General features: G+C 75.0%; 20 protein-coding genes and 1 riboswitch. Of the genes, 11 read left to right on the forward strand and 9 right to left on the reverse strand.

Translation table 11 applies throughout. The features are described 5' to 3' along the window. The first annotated feature begins 108 nt into the window (after positions 1-108). Positions 109-381: a phosphoribosylformylglycinamidine synthase subunit PurS gene (purS, locus tag N0B34_RS11055; protein WP_263731445.1), complete on the forward strand. Its 273-nt coding sequence runs from the start codon at positions 109-111 to the stop codon at positions 379-381. Next, complete coding sequence (purQ, locus tag N0B34_RS11060; protein WP_263731446.1) at positions 381-1,076, forward strand: phosphoribosylformylglycinamidine synthase subunit PurQ; 696 nt, start codon at positions 381-383, stop codon at positions 1,074-1,076. Before purS ends, purQ begins: the two co-directional genes overlap by 1 nt. 36 nt (positions 1,077-1,112) lie before the next feature. Here the strand turns inward: purQ and N0B34_RS11065 are convergent, their stop codons facing one another. Beyond that, the gene (locus N0B34_RS11065; protein ID WP_263731447.1) at positions 1,113-1,793 is read right to left on the reverse strand and encodes a DUF1345 domain-containing protein; all 681 of its coding nucleotides are present in this window, start codon (positions 1,791-1,793) and stop codon (positions 1,113-1,115) included. Between the two features lie 130 nt (positions 1,794-1,923). Here N0B34_RS11065 and N0B34_RS11070 point away from each other — a divergent pair, with 130 nt between their 5' ends. Then, on the forward strand, positions 1,924-2,697 hold the full coding sequence (locus N0B34_RS11070) for a VIT family protein (RefSeq protein WP_263731448.1): 774 nt from the start codon (positions 1,924-1,926) through the stop codon (positions 2,695-2,697). A gap of 57 nt (positions 2,698-2,754) precedes the next feature. Here N0B34_RS11070 and N0B34_RS11075 read toward each other — a convergent pair whose 3' ends face one another. Both N0B34_RS11075 and N0B34_RS11080 read right to left on the reverse strand, forming a co-directional pair. Then, entirely contained in the window at positions 2,755-4,017 is a 1,263-nt protein-coding gene (locus tag N0B34_RS11075) for an O-succinylhomoserine sulfhydrylase (protein WP_263731449.1), read from the reverse strand. Then, entirely contained in the window at positions 4,014-4,433 is a 420-nt protein-coding gene (locus tag N0B34_RS11080) for a rhodanese-like domain-containing protein (protein WP_263731450.1), read from the reverse strand. The genes N0B34_RS11075 and N0B34_RS11080 overlap by 4 nt, the downstream gene beginning before the upstream one ends. 273 nt (positions 4,434-4,706) lie before the next feature. After that, a riboswitch (SAM riboswitch) is annotated at positions 4,707-4,821 on the forward strand. A gap of 31 nt (positions 4,822-4,852) precedes the next feature. Between N0B34_RS11080 and N0B34_RS11085 the strand changes: the two genes are divergently transcribed. Then, positions 4,853-6,226 (forward strand): aminotransferase class V-fold PLP-dependent enzyme, encoded by a 1,374-nt coding sequence (locus N0B34_RS11085; protein WP_263731451.1) that lies wholly within the window; start codon positions 4,853-4,855, stop codon positions 6,224-6,226. A 64-nt stretch (positions 6,227-6,290) separates the two neighbouring features. Here N0B34_RS11085 and N0B34_RS11090 read toward each other — a convergent pair whose 3' ends face one another. Beyond that, positions 6,291-6,887, reverse strand: a complete 597-nt coding sequence (locus tag N0B34_RS11090) for a pentapeptide repeat-containing protein (protein WP_263731452.1) — start codon at positions 6,885-6,887, stop codon at positions 6,291-6,293. Positions 6,888-7,001: 114 nt separating this feature from the next. Between N0B34_RS11090 and N0B34_RS11095 the strand changes: the two genes are divergently transcribed. After that, on the forward strand, positions 7,002-7,577 hold the full coding sequence (locus N0B34_RS11095; protein WP_263731453.1) for a GNAT family N-acetyltransferase: 576 nt from the start codon (positions 7,002-7,004) through the stop codon (positions 7,575-7,577). Further along, on the forward strand, positions 7,578-8,879 hold the full coding sequence (locus N0B34_RS11100; protein ID WP_263731454.1) for an APC family permease: 1,302 nt from the start codon (positions 7,578-7,580) through the stop codon (positions 8,877-8,879). On the opposite strand, the gene N0B34_RS11105 is transcribed toward N0B34_RS11100, so the two are convergent. From N0B34_RS11105 to N0B34_RS11115, 3 genes are read right to left on the reverse strand one after another with little or no spacing between them, the layout of a single operon-like run. Continuing rightward, on the reverse strand, positions 8,809-9,837 hold the full coding sequence (locus tag N0B34_RS11105) for a MaoC family dehydratase (RefSeq protein ID WP_263731455.1): 1,029 nt from the start codon (positions 9,835-9,837) through the stop codon (positions 8,809-8,811). The two genes, N0B34_RS11100 and N0B34_RS11105, sit on opposite strands and share 71 nt — an antisense overlap. Beyond that, positions 9,834-11,252: a 3-oxoacyl-ACP reductase gene (locus N0B34_RS11110; RefSeq protein ID WP_263731456.1), complete on the reverse strand. Its 1,419-nt coding sequence runs from the start codon at positions 11,250-11,252 to the stop codon at positions 9,834-9,836. Before N0B34_RS11110 ends, N0B34_RS11105 begins: the two co-directional genes overlap by 4 nt. A 1-nt stretch (position 11,253) precedes the next feature. Next, entirely contained in the window at positions 11,254-12,609 is a 1,356-nt protein-coding gene (locus tag N0B34_RS11115) for an acetyl-CoA C-acetyltransferase (RefSeq protein WP_263731457.1), read from the reverse strand. A gap of 111 nt (positions 12,610-12,720) precedes the next feature. Here N0B34_RS11115 and N0B34_RS11120 point away from each other — a divergent pair, with 111 nt between their 5' ends. Both N0B34_RS11120 and N0B34_RS11125 read left to right on the forward strand, forming a co-directional pair. After that, the gene (locus N0B34_RS11120; protein WP_412175732.1) at positions 12,721-13,452 is read left to right on the forward strand and encodes a TetR/AcrR family transcriptional regulator; all 732 of its coding nucleotides are present in this window, start codon (positions 12,721-12,723) and stop codon (positions 13,450-13,452) included. Then, complete coding sequence (locus tag N0B34_RS11125) at positions 13,449-15,509, forward strand: acyl-CoA dehydrogenase (RefSeq protein WP_263731458.1); 2,061 nt, start codon at positions 13,449-13,451, stop codon at positions 15,507-15,509. The genes N0B34_RS11120 and N0B34_RS11125 overlap by 4 nt, the downstream gene beginning before the upstream one ends. A gap of 79 nt (positions 15,510-15,588) precedes the next feature. Here N0B34_RS11125 and N0B34_RS11130 read toward each other — a convergent pair whose 3' ends face one another. Further along, the gene (locus N0B34_RS11130) at positions 15,589-16,524 is read right to left on the reverse strand and encodes a DUF2599 domain-containing protein (protein ID WP_263731459.1); all 936 of its coding nucleotides are present in this window, start codon (positions 16,522-16,524) and stop codon (positions 15,589-15,591) included. A 212-nt stretch (positions 16,525-16,736) separates the two neighbouring features. Between N0B34_RS11130 and N0B34_RS11135 the strand changes: the two genes are divergently transcribed. Beyond that, positions 16,737-17,957, forward strand: a complete 1,221-nt coding sequence (locus N0B34_RS11135) for an AGE family epimerase/isomerase (protein WP_263731461.1) — start codon at positions 16,737-16,739, stop codon at positions 17,955-17,957. Between the two features lie 88 nt (positions 17,958-18,045). Here N0B34_RS11135 and N0B34_RS11140 read toward each other — a convergent pair whose 3' ends face one another. Next, positions 18,046-18,792, reverse strand: coding sequence for a rhomboid family intramembrane serine protease (locus N0B34_RS11140; protein WP_263731462.1), 747 nt, complete (start codon positions 18,790-18,792; stop codon positions 18,046-18,048). Positions 18,793-18,845: 53 nt separating this feature from the next. Here N0B34_RS11140 and purL point away from each other — a divergent pair, with 53 nt between their 5' ends. Then, complete coding sequence (gene purL / locus N0B34_RS11145) at positions 18,846-21,227, forward strand: phosphoribosylformylglycinamidine synthase subunit PurL (RefSeq protein ID WP_263731463.1); 2,382 nt, start codon at positions 18,846-18,848, stop codon at positions 21,225-21,227. 120 nt (positions 21,228-21,347) lie between these two features. Further along, a complete protein-coding gene (locus tag N0B34_RS11150) occupies positions 21,348-22,832 on the forward strand; it encodes an RNB domain-containing ribonuclease (RefSeq protein WP_263731464.1) in 1,485 nt (494 codons plus the stop codon). Positions 22,833-22,865: the final 33 nt, after the last annotated feature.

The raw sequence follows: 22,865 nt of genomic DNA on the forward strand, positions 1-22,865 counted from the left end.
GGTGCCGGCGGGGCGAGTGGTTCGGCGGGCGGACGGTCGATCCGGCCGTGGAGGGGCCCGCTCTAGGATGGGCGCCGACCCCCGTTCGCCACGCCGTCTGGAGCTGCTGTGGGACTCGTCGTCGTCGACGTCATGCCGAAGCCCGAGATCCTCGACCCGCAGGGCAAGGCCGTCGCCGGCGCGCTGCCGCGGCTCGGGTTCGCCCAGTTCGTATCGGTGCGGCAGGGCAAGCGGTTCGAGCTCGAGGTGGACGGGCCGGTCACGCCCGAGGTGCTGGCGGCGGCGGCCGAGGCCGCGCGGCAGGTGCTGAGCAACCCGGTGATCGAGGACGTGGTGAACGTGGCCGACGCCGAGGGTGCAGCCGCTGGGGCCGACGCCTGATGACCCGCATCGGCGTGGTGACGTTCCCCGGCACGCTCGACGACCGGGACGCGGCACGGGCGGTCCGCCTGTCCGGCGCCGAGGCGGTGTCCCTGTGGCACGCCGACGAGGACCTGCACGGCGTCGACGCCGTGGTGCTGCCGGGCGGCTTCTCCTACGGCGACTACCTGCGCGCGGGCGCGATCAGCCGGTTCGCGCCGGTGATGACGTCGATCGTCGAGGCCGCCGGCAAGGGGATGCCGGTGCTCGGCATCTGCAACGGGTTCCAGGTGCTCACCGAGGCGCACCTGCTGCCGGGGTCGATGGTGAAGAACGACCACCTGCACTTCGTCTGCCGCGAGCAGCAGCTGGAGGTGGAGAACGTCGACACGCCGTGGACCCGCGAGTACACGCGCGGCGAGGTGATCACCGTGCCGCTGAAGAACCAGGACGGGCAGTACGTCGCCGACGAGCACACGCTCGACGAGCTGGAGGGGGAGGGTCGCGTGGTGTTCCGCTACCGCGGCTGGAACCCCAACGGCTCCCGCCGGGACATCGCCGGCATCTGCAACGCGGCGGGCAACGTCGTCGGGCTGATGCCGCACCCCGAGCACGCGGTCGAACCGGGGTTCGGGCCGGACGGTCCGCGTGGGCCGCGGACCGGCACCGACGGGATGCGCTTCTTCACCTCGGTGCTGCACACGCTCGTCGGCTGACCCCGCGCGGCGCGCGCATGCGGGCCGGCCGACGCGCTACTTCGACAGCCCCGCGACCAGGTTCACCAGCAGCGCCAGGATCACGGTGCCGAACAGGTAGGACAGCAGGGCGTGCACCTGTGCGGTCCGCCGGAACGACGACGCCTTGAGGTCGGTGTCGGAGATGGCGAAGCTCATCCCGACCGTCACGGCCATGTAGGTGAAGTCGGTGTACTGCGGCGGCTCCTGCTGGTGGAAGTCCACGCCGCCGTCGGGCCCGGTGTAGTACATGCGCGCGTAGCGCAGCGCGAACATCGTGTGGATCGCCGCCCACGACGCGAAGATCGCCGCGAGCACTGTGGCCATGCCCAGAGCGCCCGCCTTCTTCTCGGCCCCGGTCCAGACGAGGACTACGCCGGACAGGCTCGCCAGCGCCGCGGTGATGACGATGAGGTGCGCCGCGAACCGCTCCGGCTCCTCACGGGTGGCGTGCACGGCGGTCTCGGTGGCGTTCATCGGCACGATCACCAGCCACGTCCACAGGGTCGACAGCAGACCCGCGGTGGCCCAGGCGCCCATCGCGGCCGCCACCGCGGAGTCCCACGTCAGCACCAGTCCCACGGCGACGCCCGCGGCGGCGGACACCGCGATGCGGATGCCGGGGCGTACGTCGAGCCACCCGCTGAGCCGTCGCAGGCGATGGCTCTCGGCGGGGTCGGTGGAGTGGTGATCGGCCATGGGAGGAGTCAACCGCCTGCGAGCCGGCAGTGCCCGCCACCGGCCGGGTACGTGCGCGGCGACCGGCCTAGAGTCGTGACCAGGGCCGCCACGCCGGTGGCCACCACCCCTTCGTTTTCCGGGAGTCGCCATGACCGATGCGCCCGAGTCGACGTCCGCCCCGCAGCCGACCCAGCCAGCACCGGGCGGCCAGGACCCGGCCGAGCTGCACGAGGAGCCGCACGACGCGAAGGTCGGATCGAGGCTGAACTGGCTGCGTGCGGGCGTGCTCGGCGCCAACGACGGCATCGTCTCCACCGCCGGCATCGTCATCGGCGTCGCCGGTGCCACCACCTCGGTCACGGCCATCGCCACCGCGGGCATCGCGGGCATGGTGGCCGGCTCGCTGTCCATGGCCGGCGGTGAGTACGTGTCCGTCAGCACCCAGCGGGACACCGAGAAGGCGCTGCTGACCAAGGAGCGCTGGGAGCTGGAGAACATGCCGGACGAGGAGCTCGAGGAGCTCACCCGGCTCTACCAGGCGAAGGGCATCTCCCGGCGGGTCGCGGAGGAGGTGGCTCGGGACCTCACGAAGAACGACGCCCTGCGCGCGCACGCCGAGACCGAGCTCGGGCTGGACCCGGACGAGCTGACCAACCCGTGGCACGCCGCAGGCTCGTCGTTCATCTCGTTCGCGGTCGGCGCGCTCATCCCGCTGGTGGTGATCCTGCTGCCGATCGACGGCGCGCGGGTGTGGGCCACCGTGGTGGCCGTCGTCGTGGGCCTGGTGCTCACCGGGTTCCTCAGCGCTCGCCTGGGCAAGGCGCCGGAGGGCCGGGCGATCCTGCGCAACGTCGGCATGGGCATCCTGACCATGGCGATCACCTACGCCGTCGGCAAGATCTTCGGGACGACGGTCGCCTGACCCGCTCGGCGGGCCGCCCGGGCCCCCGGCCGGGTGGTCTGTCAGCCGCCCGGCCGGTCAGCCGGCGGACCCGGCGGCGTCCAGCGCCTGGGACAGGTCGTCGACCAGGTCGTCCACGTCCTCCAGGCCGACGGACAACCGGACCGTCGACTCGGCGATGCCGACCGCCGCGCGGCCGGCGGCACCGAGCTTGCGGTGGGTCGTCGTCGCCGGGTGCGTGACCATCGACTTGGCGTCGCCCAGGTTGTTGGACACGTCGATCACCCGCAGGGCGTCGAGCACCGCGAACGTGCGGCGCTTGGCCTCGTCCGCACCGGCGCCCTCCGGCACGGCCAGCTCGAACGTCACCACGGTGCCGCCGCCCGTCTGCTGCGCCAGCGCGAGCTGGTGCTGGGGGTGCGACGGCAGGAACGGGTAGCGGACGCCGGCGACGGCCGGGTGCTGCTCGAGCCAGCCCGCGAGGTGCAGCGCCGAGGCGGCCTGGTGGCGCACCCGCAGGGACATCGTCTCGAGCCCCTTGAGCAGCACCCAGGCGTTGAACGGCGACAGCGACGGACCGGTGTTGCGGATCAGCGTGCGGACGGGCCCGTGCAGCAGCTCCGTCGACCCGAGGATCGCCCCGCCGAGCACCCGGCCCTGCCCGTCGATGTGCTTGGTGGCGGAGTAGACCACCACGTCGGCGCCGTGCTCGAGCGGGCGGGAGAAGACGGGCGTGGCGAAGACGTTGTCGACCACCACGACGGCGCCGGCGGCGTGGGCCAGGGCGGACACCGCGGCGATGTCGACCAGGTCCTGCATCGGGTTGGACGGCGTCTCGAAGAAGACGACGTCGGCCGGGGTGGCCAGCGCGGCCTGCCACTGCTCCGGGACGTGGCCGTCGACGTAGTCGGTGCGCACGCCCCAGCGGGTGAGGATCTCGTCGAAGATCACGATCGACGAGCCGAACAGCGCGCGGGCGGCGACGATCCGGGAGCCCGACGAGACGAGCGCGGCGAGCGTCGTGAACACGGCGGACATCCCGCTGGCCGTGGCCACGGCCGCCTCGGCGCCCTCGAGCAGGCGCAGGCGCTCCTCGAACGTGGACACGGTCGGGTTGCCGTAGCGGGAGTACTGGAACCGGTCGGCCTCACCGGCGAAGGCCGCCTCGGCGTCCGCGGACCGCTCGTACACGTAGCCCTGGGTGAGGAACAGCGCCTCGGACGTCTCGTCGAAGCCCGAGCGGACCAGGCCGCCGCGCACGGCGAGCGTGTCGGGCCGCAGCCCGGCGCGGTCCACCCGGCGGTCGTCCCAGTCGGCGGGTCCCGGGACCCGGCGGCTCACGCCTGCCGCCACGGCAGGCCGTCGGCGCGCCAGCCGGTGTGGCCGCGCTGCCCGTCCGGGCCGACGTCCCCCTCGAAGCCCTGGAGCACGTTGTGCACCGGACCGAAACCAGCCGCTTGCGCCGCGAGACCGGCGGCGACGGACCGCACGCCCGACCGGCACAGGAACACGAGGTCCCGGCCGTCGCCGGGCTGCACACCGGCCAGCGCCAGCTGGTCGAGGAACTGCGGGTTCACCGCGTGGGTGGTCCCGGACAGCCACTCGACGAAGACGGGCTCGCGGCCCAGGTCCGCGGTGTCCGGCACGCCGATCTGCTGCCACTCGCCGGCCGTGCGGACGTCGACCAGCACGGCATGCTCGTCGGACGCGAGCAGGTCCCAGGCCTCGCGCGGGGTCAGGTCGTCGATGTCGCTCATGTGCTCCTCCATCGGTCCCGGCGGTAGCACCCGTGTCCGGTCCGCGCCGTGGGGCGTGGTCCGCGGGTTGCTGCGGCGTCGTCGATCCGGGTCTCTCGGCCGCTCTGGATGGTGGCGAGATGCTATGCCCGGGGCGGAGCGCCGTCCCAGTGCGCGGACGAAGTGTCTTGCATGACGAGATACAAGGGCGTGGGCGGTTGACAGCGGGCCCGGGCGCCGCCGAACCTCGTCTCGGTCATGAGCGCCAGCGAGCGCCGGCTGGGGTCCCGCACGGGTCCGCAGGCGGCGTGCAAGCCCCGGCTCGCTGGCCGGCAACCCTCCCTCCGCGGCGGGGTGCCCCGGGTGACGACCGGGCCGTCCGCCGTCCGGCGGAGGGCAAGCGCGGACCTCGCCGAGGTCCCTCCCGCCGGAGGACTGCCATGACCAGCGTGCTCGAGACGTCGCCCGTCTGCACCGACATCCCCGCCCTGCTGCCCGTCGTCGGGGCCGACACCCTGGTGCCGCTGGTGGACGGCAGCAGCGTCGTCTACGCCAACCTCGACTGCGCCGCGAGCGCCCCCGCGCTGCAGTCGGTGGCGGACCGGATCGCCGAGGTACTGCCCCTGTACGCCTCGGTGCACCGCGGGGCGGGGTACCTCTCCCAGGTGTCCACCGCCCTGTACGAGTCCGCGCGGTCGACGGTCGCAGCGTTCGTCGGGGCGCGGGCCGACGACGTCGCGATCATCACGCGCAACACCACGGACTCCCTGAACCTGCTGGCCGGCGTGGTGCCCGGCGCGGTGCTGGTGCTCGACGTGGAGCACCACGCCAACCTGCTGCCGTGGGTGCATGCCGCCCGCGCCCGCCACCGGACCACGATCCTGCCGGTGGCGGCCACCGTCGCGGGGACCCTGGCCGCGCTGCGTGCCGAGCTCGCCGCCAACGAGTACGCCCTGGTCACGGTCACGGGGGCGTCGAACGTGACCGGGGAGTCGCTGCCGCTGGACGCCGTCGTGGCGGCCGCGCACGAGGCCGGTGCGCGGGTGGCCGTCGACGGAGCCCAGCTGGTGCCGCACCGCGGCTTCTCGCTGGCGGCCAGCGGCGCGGACTACGTCGCCTTCTCGGGGCACAAGACGTATGCACCGTTCGGCGCGGGCGCGCTGGTCGGCCGGCGGGACTGGCTCGACGCGGGCACGCCGTACCTGGCCGGTGGCGGTGCGGTGCGCGACGTGCGTCCGGACCGGACGTTGTGGCAGCCGGCACCGGCGCGGCACGAGGCCGGTTCGCCGAACGTGCTGGGCGCGGTGGCGCTGGCGGAGGCGTGCCAGACGCTGGTCGCCCTGCCGGCCGGGGCACTGACGGCGCACGAGGAGCAGCTGCGGTCCCGGCTGGTGGCCGGGCTCGAGGCGCTGCCCGGGGTGCGGGTGCTGTGGGTGTGGCCGGACTCGGTGGACCCGGTCGGCGTGGTCAGCTTCACGGTCGCGGACCTGGACCCGGGGCTGGTCGCGGCGGTGCTGTCCGCCGAGCACGGGATCGGCGTGCGGGACGGGCGGTTCTGCGCGCACCCGCTGCTGGCGCACCTGTCCGCGTCAGACGGCGCGGTGCGGGCGTCGGTCGGCGTCGGGACGACGAGCGAGGCGGTGGATCGCCTGGTCACGGCCCTGGACCGGCTGCTGGTGGACGGGCCGGCCGCGGAGTACACGGTCGTGGACGGCTGCTGGACGGTGGCGGACGACCCGCGGCCGCTGCTCGACGTGCCGGGGCTGGACCACCTGGCGGCCACCGCGGCGGCGGCCTGCGGTCCGGCCGTCTGACGCGGGCTCGTCGGGACCCGCTCGTCGGGACCCGCTCGTCCGGAGCCGCGGGACCCCGGAGCGCTCAGTCGACCCGGATGCCCAGCTGCTCGGCGAGCGCCGGGGCGAGCTCCAGCAGCAGGTCGCCGGTGATCGTCGACCCCGCCAGCCCGGCGACCCCCTCGATGTGCTCCAGCCCGCGCAGGCCGCGCAGGTCGACGTCGACCAGCCGGGCCGCCGTCACGTCGAGCCGGCGCACCGTGCAGCCGCGCAGCTCGAGCCGACGGACGGTCGCGCCGCCCAGGGCGAGCTCGTCGACGACGCACCCGTCGAGCACCACGTCCACCAGCTCGGACTCGCGCAGGTTCAGGTAGTCCACCTTCCCGCCGTGGACGGTCACCCGCGTCCACGAGGAGCCGTAGGCCTGCACCGCGCCGAGCCGGCAGTCGGTCAGCGTCCCGTCCCACCAGGTGGTGCGGGCGAGGCTCAGCTCGTCGGCCCGCACGCGTGACCAGGACGTGTCGACCAGCCGGGCGCCGTCGAGGCGGACGCCGTCCAGCCGGCAGGCGGTGAACGTGCACTCCAGGACGCGGGCGTCGTGCCCGTCGGCGCCGGACAGGTCGACGTCCGCCAGGTCCACGCCGTCCAGGTCGGCACCGGGGGAGAGCGGCTGGGGCCTCACGCGACCACCGTGCCACGCCCGCGGGACGTGACCGCCCGGGACCCGCCGACGTCGAGGGGCCAGGGGGTCGGAACCCCGGTGCGGGCTGTGGGTGCCGGATGGCAGCATCGCGATGTGCGCCACTCCCTGGTCCTCACCGCGCCCGGTGTCCTGCTGGTCCCGCTCGCCGACGTGCACGCCCCGGCGCTCGCCGCCCTGGTGGACGAGCCGATGTGGCGCGGGATGAGCAGCCCCGTCCCGCGCACGCCGGACGACGTGCTGGACCTGATCGCCGCCGCGGACGCCGATCCGGGCCGGTACGCGTTCGCCGTGGTCGAGGAGTCCAGCGGCGCGGTGGTCGGCAGCACCTCGTTGTACGACGTGACGCTCGCCGCCGGCCGCGCCGAGATCGGGTTCACCTACTACGCGCGCCGGGTGTGGGGCACCACGGTGAACCCCGCCAGCAAGCTCGCCCTGTTCAGCCAAGGGTTCGACGACTGGGGCCTCGCGCGCGTCGCCCTGCGCGCCGACACGGCCAACTCCCGGTCGATCGGGGCGATCCTGCGGCTCGGCGCGACGGCCGAGGGCGTGCTGCGCAGCCACCGCGTGCGGCCCGACGGCAGCCGCGGGGACACCGCGTACTTCTCGGTGCTGGCGGACGAGTGGCCGGCGGTGCGGGCCGGCCTGGAGCAGCGCGTGGGGCTGACGTAGGTGCCGACGCTCGACCGACGGCTCGGCACCACCGACGCGGTGGTGATCGGGCTGTCGTCGATGCTCGGCGCCGGGGTGTTCGTGGTGCTGGGGCCCGCGACGGCCGCCGCGCGCGGCGGGGTGCTGGTCTCCCTGGTGGTGGCGGCCCTGGTCGCGTGGGCCAACGCGACGTCGACCGCCCAGCTGGCGGCGGTGCTGCCGCGCGCCGGAGGGGTCTACGCGTACGGACGGGAGCGGCTCGGCCCGTGGCCCGGGTTCCTCGCGGGGCTGGCGTTCGTGCTGGGCAAGACGGCGTCGTGCGCGGTGATGGCGGGGACGGTCGCGGCCTACCTGGTTCCGGCGGCGTGGCACCGGCCGGTGGCCGCGCTGATCGTCGTGGTGCTCGTCGCCGTCAACCTCGCGGGCGTCTCGCGGACGGCGGCGGCGGCGCGGCTGCTGCTCGCCGTCGCGGTGGTGGTGCTGGTCACGGTCGTCGTCGTCGCCCTGCGCCGGCACGCCGACGCGCTGCCGGGCGACGTGCTTCCCCACGGTCTGCCCGGCGGGGTGCGCGGCACGCTGCAGGGCGCGGCCCTGCTGTTCTTCGCCTTCGCCGGGTACGCGCGCGTCGCCACGCTCGGCGAGGAGGTGGGTGAGCCTCGCACGACGATCCCGCGGGCCATCCGCATCGCGCTCGCCCTGGTCGCGGTCGGGTACCTCGCCGTGGCGGTCGCGGTGCTGCACGTCCTCGGCGTCGACGGTGCGGCGGGGTCGCGCGCGCCGGTGCTCGACACGGCCACGGCGACCGCCGGCTGGCTGGTGCCGGCCGTGCGGGTGGCCGCCGTCGCGGCAGCGGGTGGTGCGCTGCTCGCCCTGCTCGCCGGGGTGAGCCGCACGGCGTTCGCCATGGCGCGCGAGGGTGACCTGCCGCGCCGGTGGGCCGCCGTCGGCGGGCGCTCGCGGGCGCCGTGGCTGGCCGAGCTGCTGGTCGGCGTGACGGTGGTGGTGCTCACGCTGACGGTCGACCTGACGGGCGTGCTGGTGGTCTCGTCGTTCGGCGTGCTGCTCTACTACGGCATCGGCCACGCGGCGGCCTGGACGCAGCCGGCGGCGGACCGGATCGCACCGCGATGGGTGCCGGTGATGGGTCTGGTCGGGTGCCTGGCGCTCGCGACGGCGCTGCCCGGCTGGGCGGTGGCGGCCGGCGTCGGGCTGCTGGCGGTCGGGTCCGCGGTGCGGGCGGTCGCGGTGCGGGTCAGGCGGTCGGCAGCGGGGAGACCGAGCCGGTCAGGTGGGGACGGCGTCGGCGCGGGTCCCACACGATGAGGTCGTAACCGGTCCCGGTGGATGTGCCGGTGGAGGCGGCGACGGACGTGCCGGTGGCCGGGTCGCTGCGGGCGACACGCACCGCGACGGTGGTCGGCAGCACCACGGGTGCGGCGAAGTCGACCGACCAGGTGAACGACTCGCCGCGGACGGCACCGACGGCGGCCAGCGCCCGGGCGGCGGTGAACATGCCGTGCGCGATGGCGCCGCGGAAGCCGAACGCCCGGGCGGCCGGTGCCCACAGGTGGATCGGGTTCACGTCGCCGGAGACGGCCGCGTAGCGGCGGCCGGTGTCGGCGGGCAGCCGCCAGGAGGCGGTGGGGACGGGCGGCTCGAACGGCCGGCGGTCGGTGGCCTCGTCCGTGCCGGAGCCCGAGCCGGTGCCGTCGGCGGGGGCCGGGGCTGAACCCGGCTCCGGCGCGGGACCGGCCGACCCGGCCAGGCGCACCCCCTTGGCCAGGTAGGTCGACACCCCACGCCACGCGGTGACGCCGTCCGCCGCCACCTCGCTGACCAGGTCCACCTGCGTCCCGGACCGGTGCGCGCGCAGCCCGGTGGCCCACGACCGCACGTCCAGCTCCTGCCCGAGCCGCAGCGGCCGTCGCTGCTCGACGCGGTTGGCGAGGTGCACCAGCCCGAGCAGCGGCAGCGGGAAGTCGTCGCGGACCATCAGGGCGGTCGCGACCGGGAACACCAGCACGTGCACGAACCCGGCGGGCAGCACGTCTGTGCCGGGCTCGCCCACCAGGTGCTGGTACGCGGTGAGCCGGTCGGCGTCGGCCCGCACGCCGTGGGCGCTGAGCGAGACGTGGGGCAGCCCCGTCGTCGCGCCACCCCGGCCGGCTCGCCCGGCGCGACGCGCCACCGCGCCGGCCGCGGCCGCGGTCAGCGCGTGCCGGTACGAGTCGCCGAGCGGTGGCACCGTCGGCAGCTCGACGGTCCGCAGCGCCCCGGTCACCGGCCCACCAGGTTCTGCCCGCACACGCGCAGCGTCCGTCCGACGATGCCGCCGGCGGCCGGCGAGGCGAGGAACGCGACGGCCTCCGCCACGTCCTGCGGCAGGCCGCCCTGCTGCAACGAGTTGAGCCGTCGCGCGACCTGCCTGGTCAGCGCGGGGATCCGCGCCGTCATCTCCGTCTCGATGAACCCGGGGGCCACGGCGTTGGCCGTCCCGCCGAACGGCACCAGCAGGGGAGCGGTGGCGCGCACCATGCCGATCACGCCGGCCTTGGAGGTGGCGTAGTTGGTCTGGCCGCGGTTGCCGGCGATGCCCGACGTCGAGGCGGTGGCGACGATGCGCGGCTCGTCGGTGAAGTCTCCGCTGGTCAGCAGCGCCTCGTTGATCCGCAGCTGGGACTCGAGGTTGACGGCGAGCACCGACGACCAGCGGTCGGGTGTCATGTTCACCAGCAGCTTGTCGCGCGTGATGCCGGCGTTGTGCACCATCACGTCGAGCCGGCCGTGCCGGGCACGCACGTGCTCGAGGATCCGCTCCCCGGCGTCGGCGGCCGTCACGTCGAGCTGCAGCGCGGTGCCGCGTACCTCGTTGGCCACCGCCGTCAGCTGCTCACCGGCGGCCGGTACGTCCACCGCGACGACGTGTGCGCCGTCGCGCGCCAACGTCCGGGCGATCGCCGCGCCGATGCCGCGCGCCGCCCCGGTCACCACGGCCACCCGGCCGTCCAGCGGCCGCTCCCAATCGGCCGGCAGCGTGCCGGCGGTCGAGTCCACGGCGAGCAGCTGACCGTCCACGAAGGCCGACCGCCGGGACAGGAAGAACCGGAGCGAGGCGACCGCCGACGGTGCCGTCACCGGTACCTCGCCCGTCAGCACCACGCCGTTGCCGGTGGACCCGCCGCGCAGCTCCTTGGCCAGCGACCGCAGCAGGCCGTCCACCCCCTGCCGGGCGGCGGCGACCGCCGGGGCGTCGTCCGCGGTGGCCGCCCGGGACACCGTGACCACCCGGCCGCCGCTGCGCAGCCCCTTGATCGGGCCCGCGGCCGCGAGCACCGGCTCGGTCAGCTGGTCCGGGCGCTCGACGGTCGTGAGCACCAGCACGACGGCGCCGTACCGGGCGTCCGGCGCCGCGTGCCGGTGCACCTCCAGGTCCCAGCCGTCGAGCAGGGTCGGCACCTCGCCGGCGGTCGGGCGCATCTCGACGCCGGCCCCTGGTGCCGCGCCGCCCGCCGGCCCGGACAGCAGCCGTGCCAGCGCATCGGCGTCGTCGCCGCGCCCCAGCACCAGCACCGGCCCCTCGACCAGCGGGGCGCCGGGCGTGTACCGCCGCAGGACGGCGGGCCGCGGCAGCCCCAACCGCTTGGCCAGCGTGGCCGTCGGCCCGCTGTTCACCAGCTGCAGGTAGGTGTCCGGCATGTCACGCCGCCTCGAGCAGCACGGCGACACCGAGGCCCCCGGCGGCGCACACCGTCACGAGCGCCCGCACCGGGGAGTCGTCGCCCGCGGCGACCTGCGCCACGTGCCGGGCGTGCAGCTCCTTGGCGGTGCTCGCCACGATCCGTCCCCCGGTCGCGGCGAACGGGTGCCCGGCCGCCAGCGACGAGCCGTGCACGTTCAGCCGCTCCCGCTTCACCGACCCGAAGGCGCCCGGCAGCCCCAGCCGCTCGCGGCCGAACTGCTCCGACTCCCACGCCGCCAGGATGGTCAGCACCGTGGCGGCGAACGCCTCGTGGATCTCCACGTAGTCGAGGTCGTCGAGCGTCAGGCCGTGCCGGGCCAGCAGCCGAGGCGCGGCGTAGGCCGGGGCCATCAGCAGCCCGTCCTCGCCGTGCACGAAGTCGACGGCGGCGACCTCGGCGTCCACCACCGCGGCGAGCGGCGTCAGGCCGTGGTCGGCCGCCCACTGCGCCGACCCCAGCAGCACCGTCGATGCGCCGTCGGTCAGCGGGGTCGAGTTGCCGGCCGTCATCGTCGCGGGGGCGGTCAGGTGGTTGCCGAACGTGGTCCGCAGGCCGGCGAGCTTCTCCAGCGAGGTGTCCGTGCGCAGGTTCGCGTCCCGCGTGAGCCCGCGGTAGCCCGTGACCAGGTCGTCGAAGAACCCGCCGTCCCAGGCGGCGGCGAGGTTGCGGTGGCTGGCCAGCGCCAGCTCGTCCTGCGCCTCGCGCGTGATGCCCCACTCGACGGTCGTCAGCGCCTGGTGCTCGCCCATCGACAGGCCGGTGCGTGGCTCGTCCACCCGCGGCGGGTTGGGCGTCAGGTCCTTGGGCCGCAGGCGGGCGAGCACGGCGGCCCGCTGCCCGACGGTGCGCGCCCGGGAGAGGTCGAGCAGGACGCGGCGCAGGCCCTCGCTGACGGCGATCGGCGCGTCCGACGCGGAGTCGACGCCGCCGGCGATGCCGGACTCGAGCTGGCCGAGGCGAATCTTGTTGGCCAGCAGCAGCACGGCCTCCACGCCCGTGGCGCACGCCTCCTGCAGGTCGACCGCGGGAGTGCGGGAGGAGAGCGCGGAGCCGAGCACCACCTCGCGGGTGAGGTTGAAGTCGCGGGAGTGCTTGAGCACCGCACCGGCGGCGACCTGACCGATCACCTCGTCCTGCAGCCCGTACCGGGCGACGAGCCCGTCGAGCGCGGCGGTCAGCAGGTCCTGGTTGCTCGCGTGGGCGTAGGGGCCGCCGGCGCGGGCGAACGGGACGCGGTTGCCGCCGAGCACGTAGGCGGGGCGCGGGCCGGTCGACGGGGCGGGGCTGGACGACCGGGCGGGGGTGCGGGCCATGGGAGAAGTCCTCTCGCATCGTCACTGATGGGCCTGCTGTGGTGGGACGGGAGGAGGACCTTCGTCCCTTGGATCTGTCCGGAACCGATGGTACCTGATACCGTCGGTTTCGTGAGTGGTCGTGAACCGACCCAGTCGACGACGACGGGCCTTCGGGCGGTGGGCGAGGACGCCCCACCGGCGGACGGTCGCGCCACCCGGTGGGCGGACCACCGTGAGGCCCGGCGGGCGGTGCTGGTGCAGACGGCCCGGCGCACGGTGCACCACGACGGCCCGGACATCTCCATGGACGAGATCGCCGCGGCGGCCGGCACCTCCAAGTCGATCGTCTACCGGTACTTCGCCGACAAGACGGCGCTGCAGGTGGCGGTCGCCGAGCTCGTCGTGCGGGACATCCGCGACGCGCTCGCGGACGCGCTCGCGGCGCACGGCACGCCCCGCGAGGGGCTCCGCGCGATGGTGGACGTGTACCTGGAGATGATCGAGTCGTCGCCCTCGGTGTACGCGTTCGTCACCCGCGACGGGTCCGTGGAGCACTTCCTGGACCAGGTGACCGCCCTGGTGGCGGGCCCCTTCGCCCGCGAGGTTGCCGCGCGGTCCGTCGACTCACCGGGCAGCGCGGCCGCACTGGCCGCCGCCTGGGCTGCCGGCGCCGTCGGCTTCGTCCGTGGCGCCGGGGAGTGGTGGTTGCTGCACCGCCACGAACCCGCCGCACCGAGCCGGGGCGAGCTCGCCGGCCGCGTCTCCACCTGGTTGTGGGCCGGCCCCGTCGGCCTCGTCGTGCGCCCCGGCACCACCGCCCATCCCACAGCAGGCACTTCGACGATGAAGGAGACCTCATGACCACCACCGCCGAACGTCCGGCCACCGCCCGCACCGCGGACGCGACCGTCGACGTCCCGACGCTGGAGCAGCACCTGCTGGGCCGCTACGCGGACCTGCGCCGCAGCGCCCGTGCCGTCGCCGCCGACCCGGCCTTCCAGAAGATCGAGGGCCAGCCGTACGCCGAGCACCGCGAGCGCGTGCTGTCCCAGCTGCGCCGCCTGGTGGCGGAGCACGACGTGCTGCGCGCCTTCCCCACGGCGCTCGGCGGTGCCGACGACCACGGCGGCAGCCTGGCCCGGTTCGAGGAGCTGGTGGCCGGCGACCCGAGCCTGCAGATCAAGGCCGGCGTGCAGTGGGGGCTGTTCGCCTCGGCGATCCTGCACCTCGGCACGGCCGACCACCACGAGCGGCTGCTGCGGGACGCGATGTTCCTGCAGGTGCCGGGCGCCTTCGCGATGACGGAGACCGGCCATGGCTCGGACGTCGCCTCGATCGGCACCACCGCCGAGTACGACGCCGCCACGCAGGAGTTCGTCATCCACACGCCGTTCCGCGGCGCCTGGAAGGACTACCTCGGCAACGCCGCCACGCACGGCACCGCCGCGGTGGTGTTCGCCCAGCTGATCACGGCGGCGCCCGGCGGCGAGCGGGTCAACCACGGCGTGCACGCGTTCTACGTGCCGATCCGCGACGCGGTCACCGGCGAGTTCCTGCCTGGCGTCGGCGGTGAGGACGACGGGTTCAAGGGCGGGCTCAACGGCATCGACAACGGCCGCCTGTGGTTCGACCACGTCCGCGTGCCTCGTCGTGACCTGCTCAACCGGTACGGCGACGTCGCCGCCGACGGCACCTACAGCTCGCCGATCGAGAACCCGGGACGCCGCTTCTTCACCATGCTCGGCACGCTCGTGCAGGGCCGCGTCTCCCTGGACGGCGCGGCCACCAACGCCGCCAAGCTCGCGCTCGCCATCGCGGTCACCTACGCCAACCAGCGCCGCCAGTTCGCGGGTGCGGACGACGACGAGGTGGTGCTGCTGGACCACGGCGAGCACCAGCGCCGGCTGCTCCCGCTGGTCGCGGAGGCCTACGCCGCGACCTACGCCCACGAGGAGCTGCTCGCGGCGTTCGACGACGTGTTCTCCGGCCGGGCGGACACCCCGGCCACCCGTGCCGACCTCGAGACGCTGGCCGCCACGCTGAAGCCGACGTCGACGTGGGCGGCCATGCGCACCATCCAGACGTGCCGCGAGGCCTGCGGCGGCGCCGGCTTCCTCGCCGAGAACCGCCTGGTCGGCCTGCACCAGGACCTGGACGTGTACGTGACGTTCGAGGGCGACAACACGGTGCTGTACCAGCTGGTGGCCAAGCGGCTGCTCGGCGACTACGCCAAGGGCCTGAAGCTGCACTCCGCCGGTGACATGGCACGACTGGTCGCCGAGCGGGCCGCGGACGCCGCCCTGCACCGCACGCCGCTGGTGCGCGCGGCCCAGACGATCGCCGACGTCGGCGACGCGCGCCGCTCGGTGGGCCAGCTGCGCGACGAGTCCACCCAGCGCCAGCTGCTGACCGACCGGGTGGAGACGATGGTCGCCGAGGCTGCCGCCGCCCTCGCGCCGGCGCGCAGCCTGCCGCCCGCTGCGGCAGCAGCGCTGTTCGAGGCTCATCAGCACGAGCTGATCGAGGCGGCTCGCGCTCATGCCGAGCGCGTGCAGTGGGAGGCGTTCACGCGGGCCCTCGCCACGGTCGACGACCCCGGCACCCGCCGGGTGCTCACCCGGCTGCGGGACCTGTTCGGGCTCACGCTCGTCGAGCGGCACCTCGCCTGGTACCTGATCCACGGGCGGTTGTCCGCGGGCCGGGCCCGCACGGTGTCGTCGTACATCGACCGGCTGCTGGTGCGGCTGCGTCCGCACGCGCAGGACCTGGTGGACGCGTTCGGCTACGGACCGGAGCACCTGCGCGCCGCGATCGCCTCGGGTGCCGAGCAGGTGCGGCAGGACGAGGCGCGGGCGTGGAACCGGGCGCAGCGGGCGTCCGGCGAGGCGGCGGTGCCGGAGCGGCACGTGCGGGGCTGAGCCTGCGCGGGGCTGAGCCTGCGCGCGCTTGAACCTGCGCGGTGCTGACCTGCGGGTCGTCCGCAGCGGCCGCGCGCCGTCAGCCGGCAGCGGTGGGGGCAGGCGGGGTCACGACGTCGGCAGCCGTCGGGTTGCACCGCGTGCGCAGCATCGTCAGCGCGTCGACCTGAGGCCGCCACGGCTCGATGTGCCACGTGGACTTGCCGGCCGCACCGAGCACGTGGCACAGCAGCTGCTCGTGCATCGTCGGGCTGTTCGCGTCGGGGTGCTGCGCGACGAGCTGGCTCCACAGCGCCTGCTGAGCGGCGAGCGTGCCGCTGCGGGCCCACTCGCTCGGGGTGATCTCGAGCGAGCGGCCGCCCTCCGCCTCGCCCCAGCTCGCCGCCAGCACCGCGGTGCCGGACAGCCAGGTGGTCACGGGCCCGTCGGGGGCCGTGACCCCGAGCCCGCTGCCGGTGACGCGGTCGATCCGCAGCACCGCCGCCGGCGTGCCGACCACGGTGAACCGCGCGCTCGGCGTCGGTGCGCTGAGCCCGAGCAGGAAGGACCCGTCGGAGGCGGAGACCACCGCCGAGCCGTCCTCGAGGACGGCGGCGGTGGAGCCGGCCGGACCGGTGAGCCACGCCAGCGGCACGGCGGGCGGTGCGGAGGCCGCGGGGCTGGCGGGCGTGGAGGTCGGTGCTCCGCTCTCACCGCCGCCCCTGACGACGAGGTGCAGGTGGGCGGAGCCGTCCGGGTCGGCGCTCGCGTCGGCGGTGACGGAGGCGTCCGGGACCGCGGCGGCGCTGACTCCGTTGGCGGTCACGGCCAGGCCCCTCGTGCGGACGTCCGCCGCCGAGGGGTCGGTGGGCGCGGGCGCAGCCGTGCTCGCCGTCGGCCTGGCAGCGGCCGGCCTGGACGTGTCGCCGGCCGTGCACGCCGACGCGACGCCGACCAGGACGCACACCAGGGCGAACGCGCGGCCGGCGCGCACCCGCCGGCGACCGTCCGTGCTCGGCCCGCGGTGGCTGGACACGCAGGCACCCTAACCGGGCGGACGCGCGCCCGGGCGGTCCGACGGCGGCACCCTGGTCCCACGCCCCGCGGCGTCGGTGGACGAGAATGCGGGGAGGCGGCCGCCGGGCGCGCCGTGGCGGCCGACGTCGGCCCCGCCGAGCCGCCCGGGCCGACGCCGCGCGGCACCACCGCCGCACCCCTGCCCCGACACACCTCTGGAGTGAGCTGACGATGCGGGCCTGGCCCACGGTCCCGAGCCACCTGGCATGGCTGGACCGCCACCTGAACTCCCTGCTGGCCTTCGGCCGGAGCACCCCCGCCCCCGGCGGTGGCGCCTACTGGCTGGACGACGACGGCACGCCCCTGCCGGCGCAGGGGGTGCAGACCTGGATCACGTGCCGCACCGTGCACGTGTACTCGCTCGGCACCCTGCTGGGCATCCCGGGCAGCCGGCCGATCGCCGAGGCGGCGCTGGCGGGGCTGACCGGTCCGCTGCGCGACACCGAGAACGGTGGGTGGTACCCCGGCGTCGGCGCCGACGGCACCCCCGACCCGGACAAGACCGCCTACGCCCACGCCTTCGTCGTGCTCGCCGCGTCGTCGGCCACCGTCGCCGGCCTGGCCGGTGCGCGTGAGCTGCTGACCGACGCGCTGGCCACCTACGAGCGCTGGTTCTGGGACGAGGCCGCCGGCAAGGCCGTCGACACGTGGGACACGACGTTCTCCACGCTCGACCCGTACCGCGGCATCAACGCGAACATGCACACCGTCGAGGCGTTCCTCGCCGCGGCGGACGTCACCGGCGACCGTGTCTGGCTGGACCGCGCCGCGCGGATCGGCGCCTTCGCCGCCTCGGCCGCCGCCGCCAACGGCTGGCGGCTGCCGGAGCACTTCGACGAGGCGTGGACCGCCCAGCCGGAGTTCAACGACGACCAGCGGGACGACAAGTTCAAGCCCTACGGCGCCACCGTGGGCCACGGTCTGGAGTGGGCGCGGCTGCTGCTGCACCTCGAGGCCGCCGGGGCCACCGGCGCCGACTGGCTCGAGGCGGCGCGCGCCCTGTTCGACCGGGCCGTGGCGGACGGCTGGGCGGCCGACGGTGCCGACGGCTTCGTCTACACCACCGACTGGTCCGGCGTCCCCGTGGTGGCCGACCGGATGCACTGGGTGGCGGCCGAGGCGATCGGCGCCGCGGCGGCGCTGCACCAGCGCACCGGTGACGAGCAGTACGCGCAGCGCTACGCGCAGTGGTGGGACTACGTCGACCGCTACGTGATCGACCATGTCAACGGCTCGTGGTTCCACCAGCTCGACGTGCACAACCAGCCGGCCGGCACCGTCTGGCCCGGCAAGGCGGACCTGTACCACGCCGCTCAGTGCACGCTGATCCCGCGGCTGCCGCTCGCGCCGTCGCTGGCCACCGCGGTGGCGCAGGGGCTCGTGCGGTCCTGAGGCGTCCCGACGTCGGGTCCGGGTGCGGTGGGGAGGCTCCCGCCGCACCCGGACCTGTCTCCGGGCGCGCGACGGGCCCGTCGGACCCTCACCAGCGCGGTGGCCGCCGCCCGTACGGGTCGTTCCGGTACAGGTCCTGCGGGTACCGCCGGGTGACCGCGAGCCGGTGGTCCACCCCGCCGGCCCGCGCGAACGGCCGGGCCAGCACCGCCCCGAGCACGAACCCGCCGACGTGCGCCCAGTAGGCGACGCCACCCGTGGCCAGCGCGCCGAGCGAGCTGAGCCCGGACCAGAACTGCAGGACGAACCAGCCGCCGATCAGCAGCCACGCCGGCAGCAGCGGCCAGACGAACAGCGGCGGGATCAGCACCACGATCGTGCGGACCATGCCGCGCGGGAACAGCACCACGTACGCCGCCAGCACGCCGGCGATGGCGCCGCTCGCGCCGACCAGCGGGGTGGTCCCACCGGGGTCGACGGCCACCTGCGTCAGCCCGGCGACCACCCCGCACAGCAGGTAGAAGCCGAGGTACCGCAGGTGCCCCATCGCGTCCTCGACGTTGTCGCCGAAGATCCACAGGAACAGCATGTTCCCCGCCAGGTGCAACCAGCCGGCGTGCATGAACATGCTGGTCAGCAGCGTGAGCCAGGCCGTCGGCCCGTCGTGCAGGATCGCGCGGGGGACCGCCGCGTACGTGGCCATCAGCCGGGCCTGCTCGGCGGGCGTCGCCCGCACCATCGCGAGGAACACCAGCACGTTCACCGCGAGCAGCAGGTAGGTGATGCCGGGCGTCGTCCGGCGCCTGCTGTTGTCGTCCGCGATGGGGATGACCACTCCTCGACGCTAGCAACCGGTGTCCAGCGCGGCCCCGGTATCCTCGGGGATCGATGACCAGCCACGTGCAGTCGCCGGCCCCCCGACCCGCCGCCACGTCCGACACGGTGGAGCACGCGCTCGCCACCCCGGACCTCGAGCAGCCGTACGCCGAGCTGGGCCTCAAGCCCGACGAGTACGCGCGCATCCGTGACCTGCTGGGCCGCCGGCCCACCGCCGCCGAGCTCGCCATGTACTCGGTGATGTGGTCGGAGCACTGCTCGTACAAGTCGTCGAAGCTGCACCTGTCGACGTTCGGCGAGAACCACACGCCCGCGATGCGCGAGCACCTGCTGGTCGGCATCGGGCAGAACGCCGGGGTCGTGGACATCGGCGACGGGTGGGCGGTGACGTTCAAGGTCGAGTCCCACAACCACCCCAGCTACGTCGAGCCGTACCAGGGTGCGGCCACCGGCGTCGGCGGCATCGTCCGGGACATCATCTCGATGGGCGCCCGCCCCGTCGCCGTGATGGACCAGCTGCGGTTCGGCGCCGTCGACCACCCGGACACCGCCCGCGTGGTGCACGGCGTCGTGTCGGGCGTCGGCGGCTACGGCAACTGCCTGGGCCTGCCGAACATCGGCGGCGAGCTGGTCTTCGACCCGTCCTACCAGGGCAACCCGCTGGTCAACGCCCTCTGCCTGGGCGTGCTCCGGCACGAGGACATCCACCTGGCCAACGCCGAGGGCGTGGGCAACCAGGTGGTGCTGTTCGGCGCCCGCACCGGCGGCGACGGCATCGGCGGCGCGTCGATCCTGGCCAGCGAGACGTTCGACGACTCGAAGCCCTCCAAGCGGCCGTCCGTGCAGGTGGGTGACCCCTTCATGGAGAAGGTGCTCATCGAGTGCTGCCTGGAGCTGTTCGCGGCGCACGTCGTCGAGGGCATCCAGGACCTCGGCGCCGCCGGCATCAGCTGCGCCACCAGCGAGCTGGCGTCCAACGGCGGGTCCGGCATGCACGTCGACCTGGAGAAGGTGCTGCTGCGCGACCCCACGCTCACCGCGGGCGAGATCCTCATGTCGGAGTCGCAGGAGCGGATGATGGCCGTCGTCCGCCCCGACCAGCTGGACGAGTTCCTCGCCATCACGCGCAAGTGGGACGTGGAGACGGCGGTGATCGGCGAGGTCACCGGTGACGGCCGGCTGACCATCGACCACTTCGGCGCCCGCATCGTCGACGTCGACCCGAAGACGGTGGCGCACGAGGGCCCGGTGTACGACCGCCCCTACGCCCGGCCGGACTGGCAGGACGCCCTGGTCGCGGACTCCGTCAGCACGCCCGACGGCCAGGCGCGCTACCCGCGTCCGGACACGCCCGACGACCTGCGGGAGACCGTCCTGGCTCTCGTCGCCTCGCCGAACCTCGCCTCGAAGGCATGGGTCACCGACCAGTACGACCGGTTCGTGCAGGGCAACACGGCCCTCGCCCAGCCCGACGACTCCGGCGTGGTCCGCGTCGACGAGACGACCGGCCTCGGCGTGGCGCTGGCCACCGACGCCAACGGCCGCTACGCCCAGCTCGACCCGTACGTCGGCGCCCAGCTCGCGCTGGCGGAGGCCTACCGCAACGTCGCGACGACGGGTGCCAAGCCGCTCGCTGTCACCGACTGCCTGAACATCGGCAGCCCCGAGCGCACCGACTCGATGTGGCAGCTGGTGCAGGTGATCCACGGCCTCGCGGACGCCTGCGTCGCGCTCGAGGTGCCGGTGACCGGCGGCAACGTCTCGCTCTACAACACCACGGGCGACCAGGCGATCCACCCCACGCCGGTGGTCGGCGTGCTCGGCGTGCTGGACGACGTGGCCGACGCGGTCCGCTCCGGCTGGACCAACCCCGGTGACGCCGTCTACCTGCTGGGCACCACCCGGCCGGAGCTCGACGGCTCCGCGTGGGCGGACGTGGTGCACCACCAGCTCGGCGGCACCCCGCCGAAGGTGGACCTGGAGGCCGAGCACCGGCTGGCCCTGGTGCTGGCCCAGGCCGCTCGCGACGACCTCGTGGATGCCGCGCACGACCTGTCGGAGGGTGGGCTCGCGCAGGGTCTGGTCGAGGCGTCGCTCCGGTTCGGGGTCGGTGTGCAGGTGGACCTGGACCCGCTGTGCACGCGGGACGGGCTGACGCCGTTCGAGGCGCTGTTCTCCGAGTCCACCGCCCGGGTGCTGGTCGCCGTGCCGCGCTCGGAGGAGGTCCGGCTGATCGACCTCTGCACCTCGCGGGGCGTGCCGGTGCTGCGGCTGGGCGAGACCGCCGAAACGTGCAGCCCGGGTGCCGGCCGGCCGGTGGACCCGTCGGACCACGTGCACGCGCCGTCGGTCGAGGTGCAGGGCCTGTTCACCATCCCGCTCACCGAGCTGCGGACGGCGTCCGAGGGGACGCTGCCGCGCCACTTCGGCTGACACCCGGCTGAGCCGGCTCGGCGGACGCAGCCTGCCTGGCGCGGCACCGTCCCGCCGCGCCACCTAGAGTCGCGGCATGACCACGGCCGGTCCCTCCCGTCCCGCGACGAGGGGCTGACCGTGCCCCGGTCCCGCGTCGCCCGCCTTGCGGACGCCCAGGTCGCGGCCGCGCTGGCGCAGGTCCGTGCCGAGCTGGGCATCCCCACGGAGTTCGCCGCCGCGGCGGCCGACGAGGCGGCGACGGCAGCGCGCACGGGGCCGCGGGACGTCCCCGGGCGGTCGGTCGCACGGGTGGACGCGACCGACCTGCCGCTGCTCACCATCGACCCGCCCGGCTCGATGGACCTCGACCAGGCCCTGCACGTCGCGGCCGCGGGCGACGGCTGGACCGTGCACTACGCCATCGCGGACGTCGGCGCGTTCGTCGTCCCCGGCGGCGCCCTGGACACCGAGACCCACGCGCGCGGCACCACCTGCTACGGCCCGGACGGCACCGTGCCGCTGCACCCGACGTCCCTGTCGGAGGGTGCCGCGAGCCTGCTGCCGGACCAGGACCGCCCGGCGGTGCTGTGGCGGTTCGACCTGGGAGCCGACGGCGAGCCGGCGGCGGTGCACGTCGGCCCGGCCACGGTCCGCAGCCGTGCACAGCTGGCGTACCCGCAGGCCCAGCGCATGCTCGACGAGCACGAGCCCGGGGCGCCGACCGAGGTGCTGGTCGGGGTGCGCGCGGTGGGCCGGCTGCGCGAGCGGGCGGAACGGGAGCGCGGTGGGGTGTCCCTGTCGGTGCCGGAGCAGCAGGTGGCGGCCGACGGGCACGGCGGCTGGATCACCAGCTTCCGGGCGGTCCTGCCGATGGAGCGCTGGAACTCGCAGCTCTCGTTGCTGACCGGGATGGCCGCGGCCCGGCTGATGCTCGACTCGGGCGTCGGCCTGCTGCGCACCATGCCGCCGGCGGACGACCGGGACGTCGCGCGGCTGCACCGCACGGCCGCCGCCCTCGACGTCGACTGGCCCGCCGACGAGCCCTACCCGCACCTGCTGCGGCGCCTGGACTCGGCGCACCCCGCGGAGGCCGCGTTCCTCGACGCCGCGACCTCCCTGTTCCGCGGCGCCGGCTACGTCGCGTTCGGCGGGTCGGACGGTGCGGCACCCCCGACGGGGTCCGCCGCCCGGCACGCGGCGATCGCGGCGCCCTACGCCCACGTCACCGCACCGTTGCGCCGCCTCGCGGACCGGTACGCCTCGGAGATCGCGATCGCGGCGTGCGCGGGGTCGGCGGTGCCGGAGTGGGTCCGCGCGGCCCTGCCCGGTCTGCCGTCGGTGATGGGCCGCACCGGTCAGCGGGCCGCCGCCTACGACCGCGAGGGGACCGACGTGGTGGAGGCGGCGGTGCTGGCGCCGCGGGTCGGAGGCACCTTCGACGGCGTGGTGGTCGACCGGCGGGACGCCGAGCCGACGCGGGGCGAGCTGGTGGTGCGGCACCCGGCGGTGCGGGCTCGGATCGAGGCCGGCGACGGTGCCGACCTCCCGCTCGGCGTGCCGGTCCGTGCACGGCTGGCCGAGGCGTCGGTGCCCCGGCGCACCGTGCTGTTCCGGCTCCCCTGACCGGCCTTCGAGCCGGGCGAAATCCGCTCGCCC

The organism is Cellulomonas sp. SG140, from assembly GCF_025770785.1.
Taxonomy (GTDB): domain Bacteria; phylum Actinomycetota; class Actinomycetes; order Actinomycetales; family Cellulomonadaceae; genus Cellulomonas.

Coding starts and splice junctions, on each gene's coding strand:
- purQ (WP_263731446.1), top strand. CDS start 381: ATGACCCGCATCGGCGTGGTGACGTTCCCCGGCACGCTCGACGACCGG.
- N0B34_RS11065 (WP_263731447.1), bottom strand. CDS start 1,793: ATGGCCGATCACCACTCCACCGACCCCGCCGAGAGCCATCGCCTGCGA.
- N0B34_RS11070 (WP_263731448.1), top strand. CDS start 1,924: ATGACCGATGCGCCCGAGTCGACGTCCGCCCCGCAGCCGACCCAGCCA.
- N0B34_RS11080 (WP_263731450.1), bottom strand. CDS start 4,433: ATGAGCGACATCGACGACCTGACCCCGCGCGAGGCCTGGGACCTGCTC.
- N0B34_RS11085 (WP_263731451.1), top strand. CDS start 4,853: ATGACCAGCGTGCTCGAGACGTCGCCCGTCTGCACCGACATCCCCGCC.
- N0B34_RS11110 (WP_263731456.1), bottom strand. CDS start 11,252: ATGCCGGACACCTACCTGCAGCTGGTGAACAGCGGGCCGACGGCCACG.
- N0B34_RS11115 (WP_263731457.1), bottom strand. CDS start 12,609: ATGGCCCGCACCCCCGCCCGGTCGTCCAGCCCCGCCCCGTCGACCGGC.
- N0B34_RS11125 (WP_263731458.1), top strand. CDS start 13,449: ATGACCACCACCGCCGAACGTCCGGCCACCGCCCGCACCGCGGACGCG.
- N0B34_RS11135 (WP_263731461.1), top strand. CDS start 16,737: ATGCGGGCCTGGCCCACGGTCCCGAGCCACCTGGCATGGCTGGACCGC.
- purL (WP_263731463.1), top strand. CDS start 18,846: ATGACCAGCCACGTGCAGTCGCCGGCCCCCCGACCCGCCGCCACGTCC.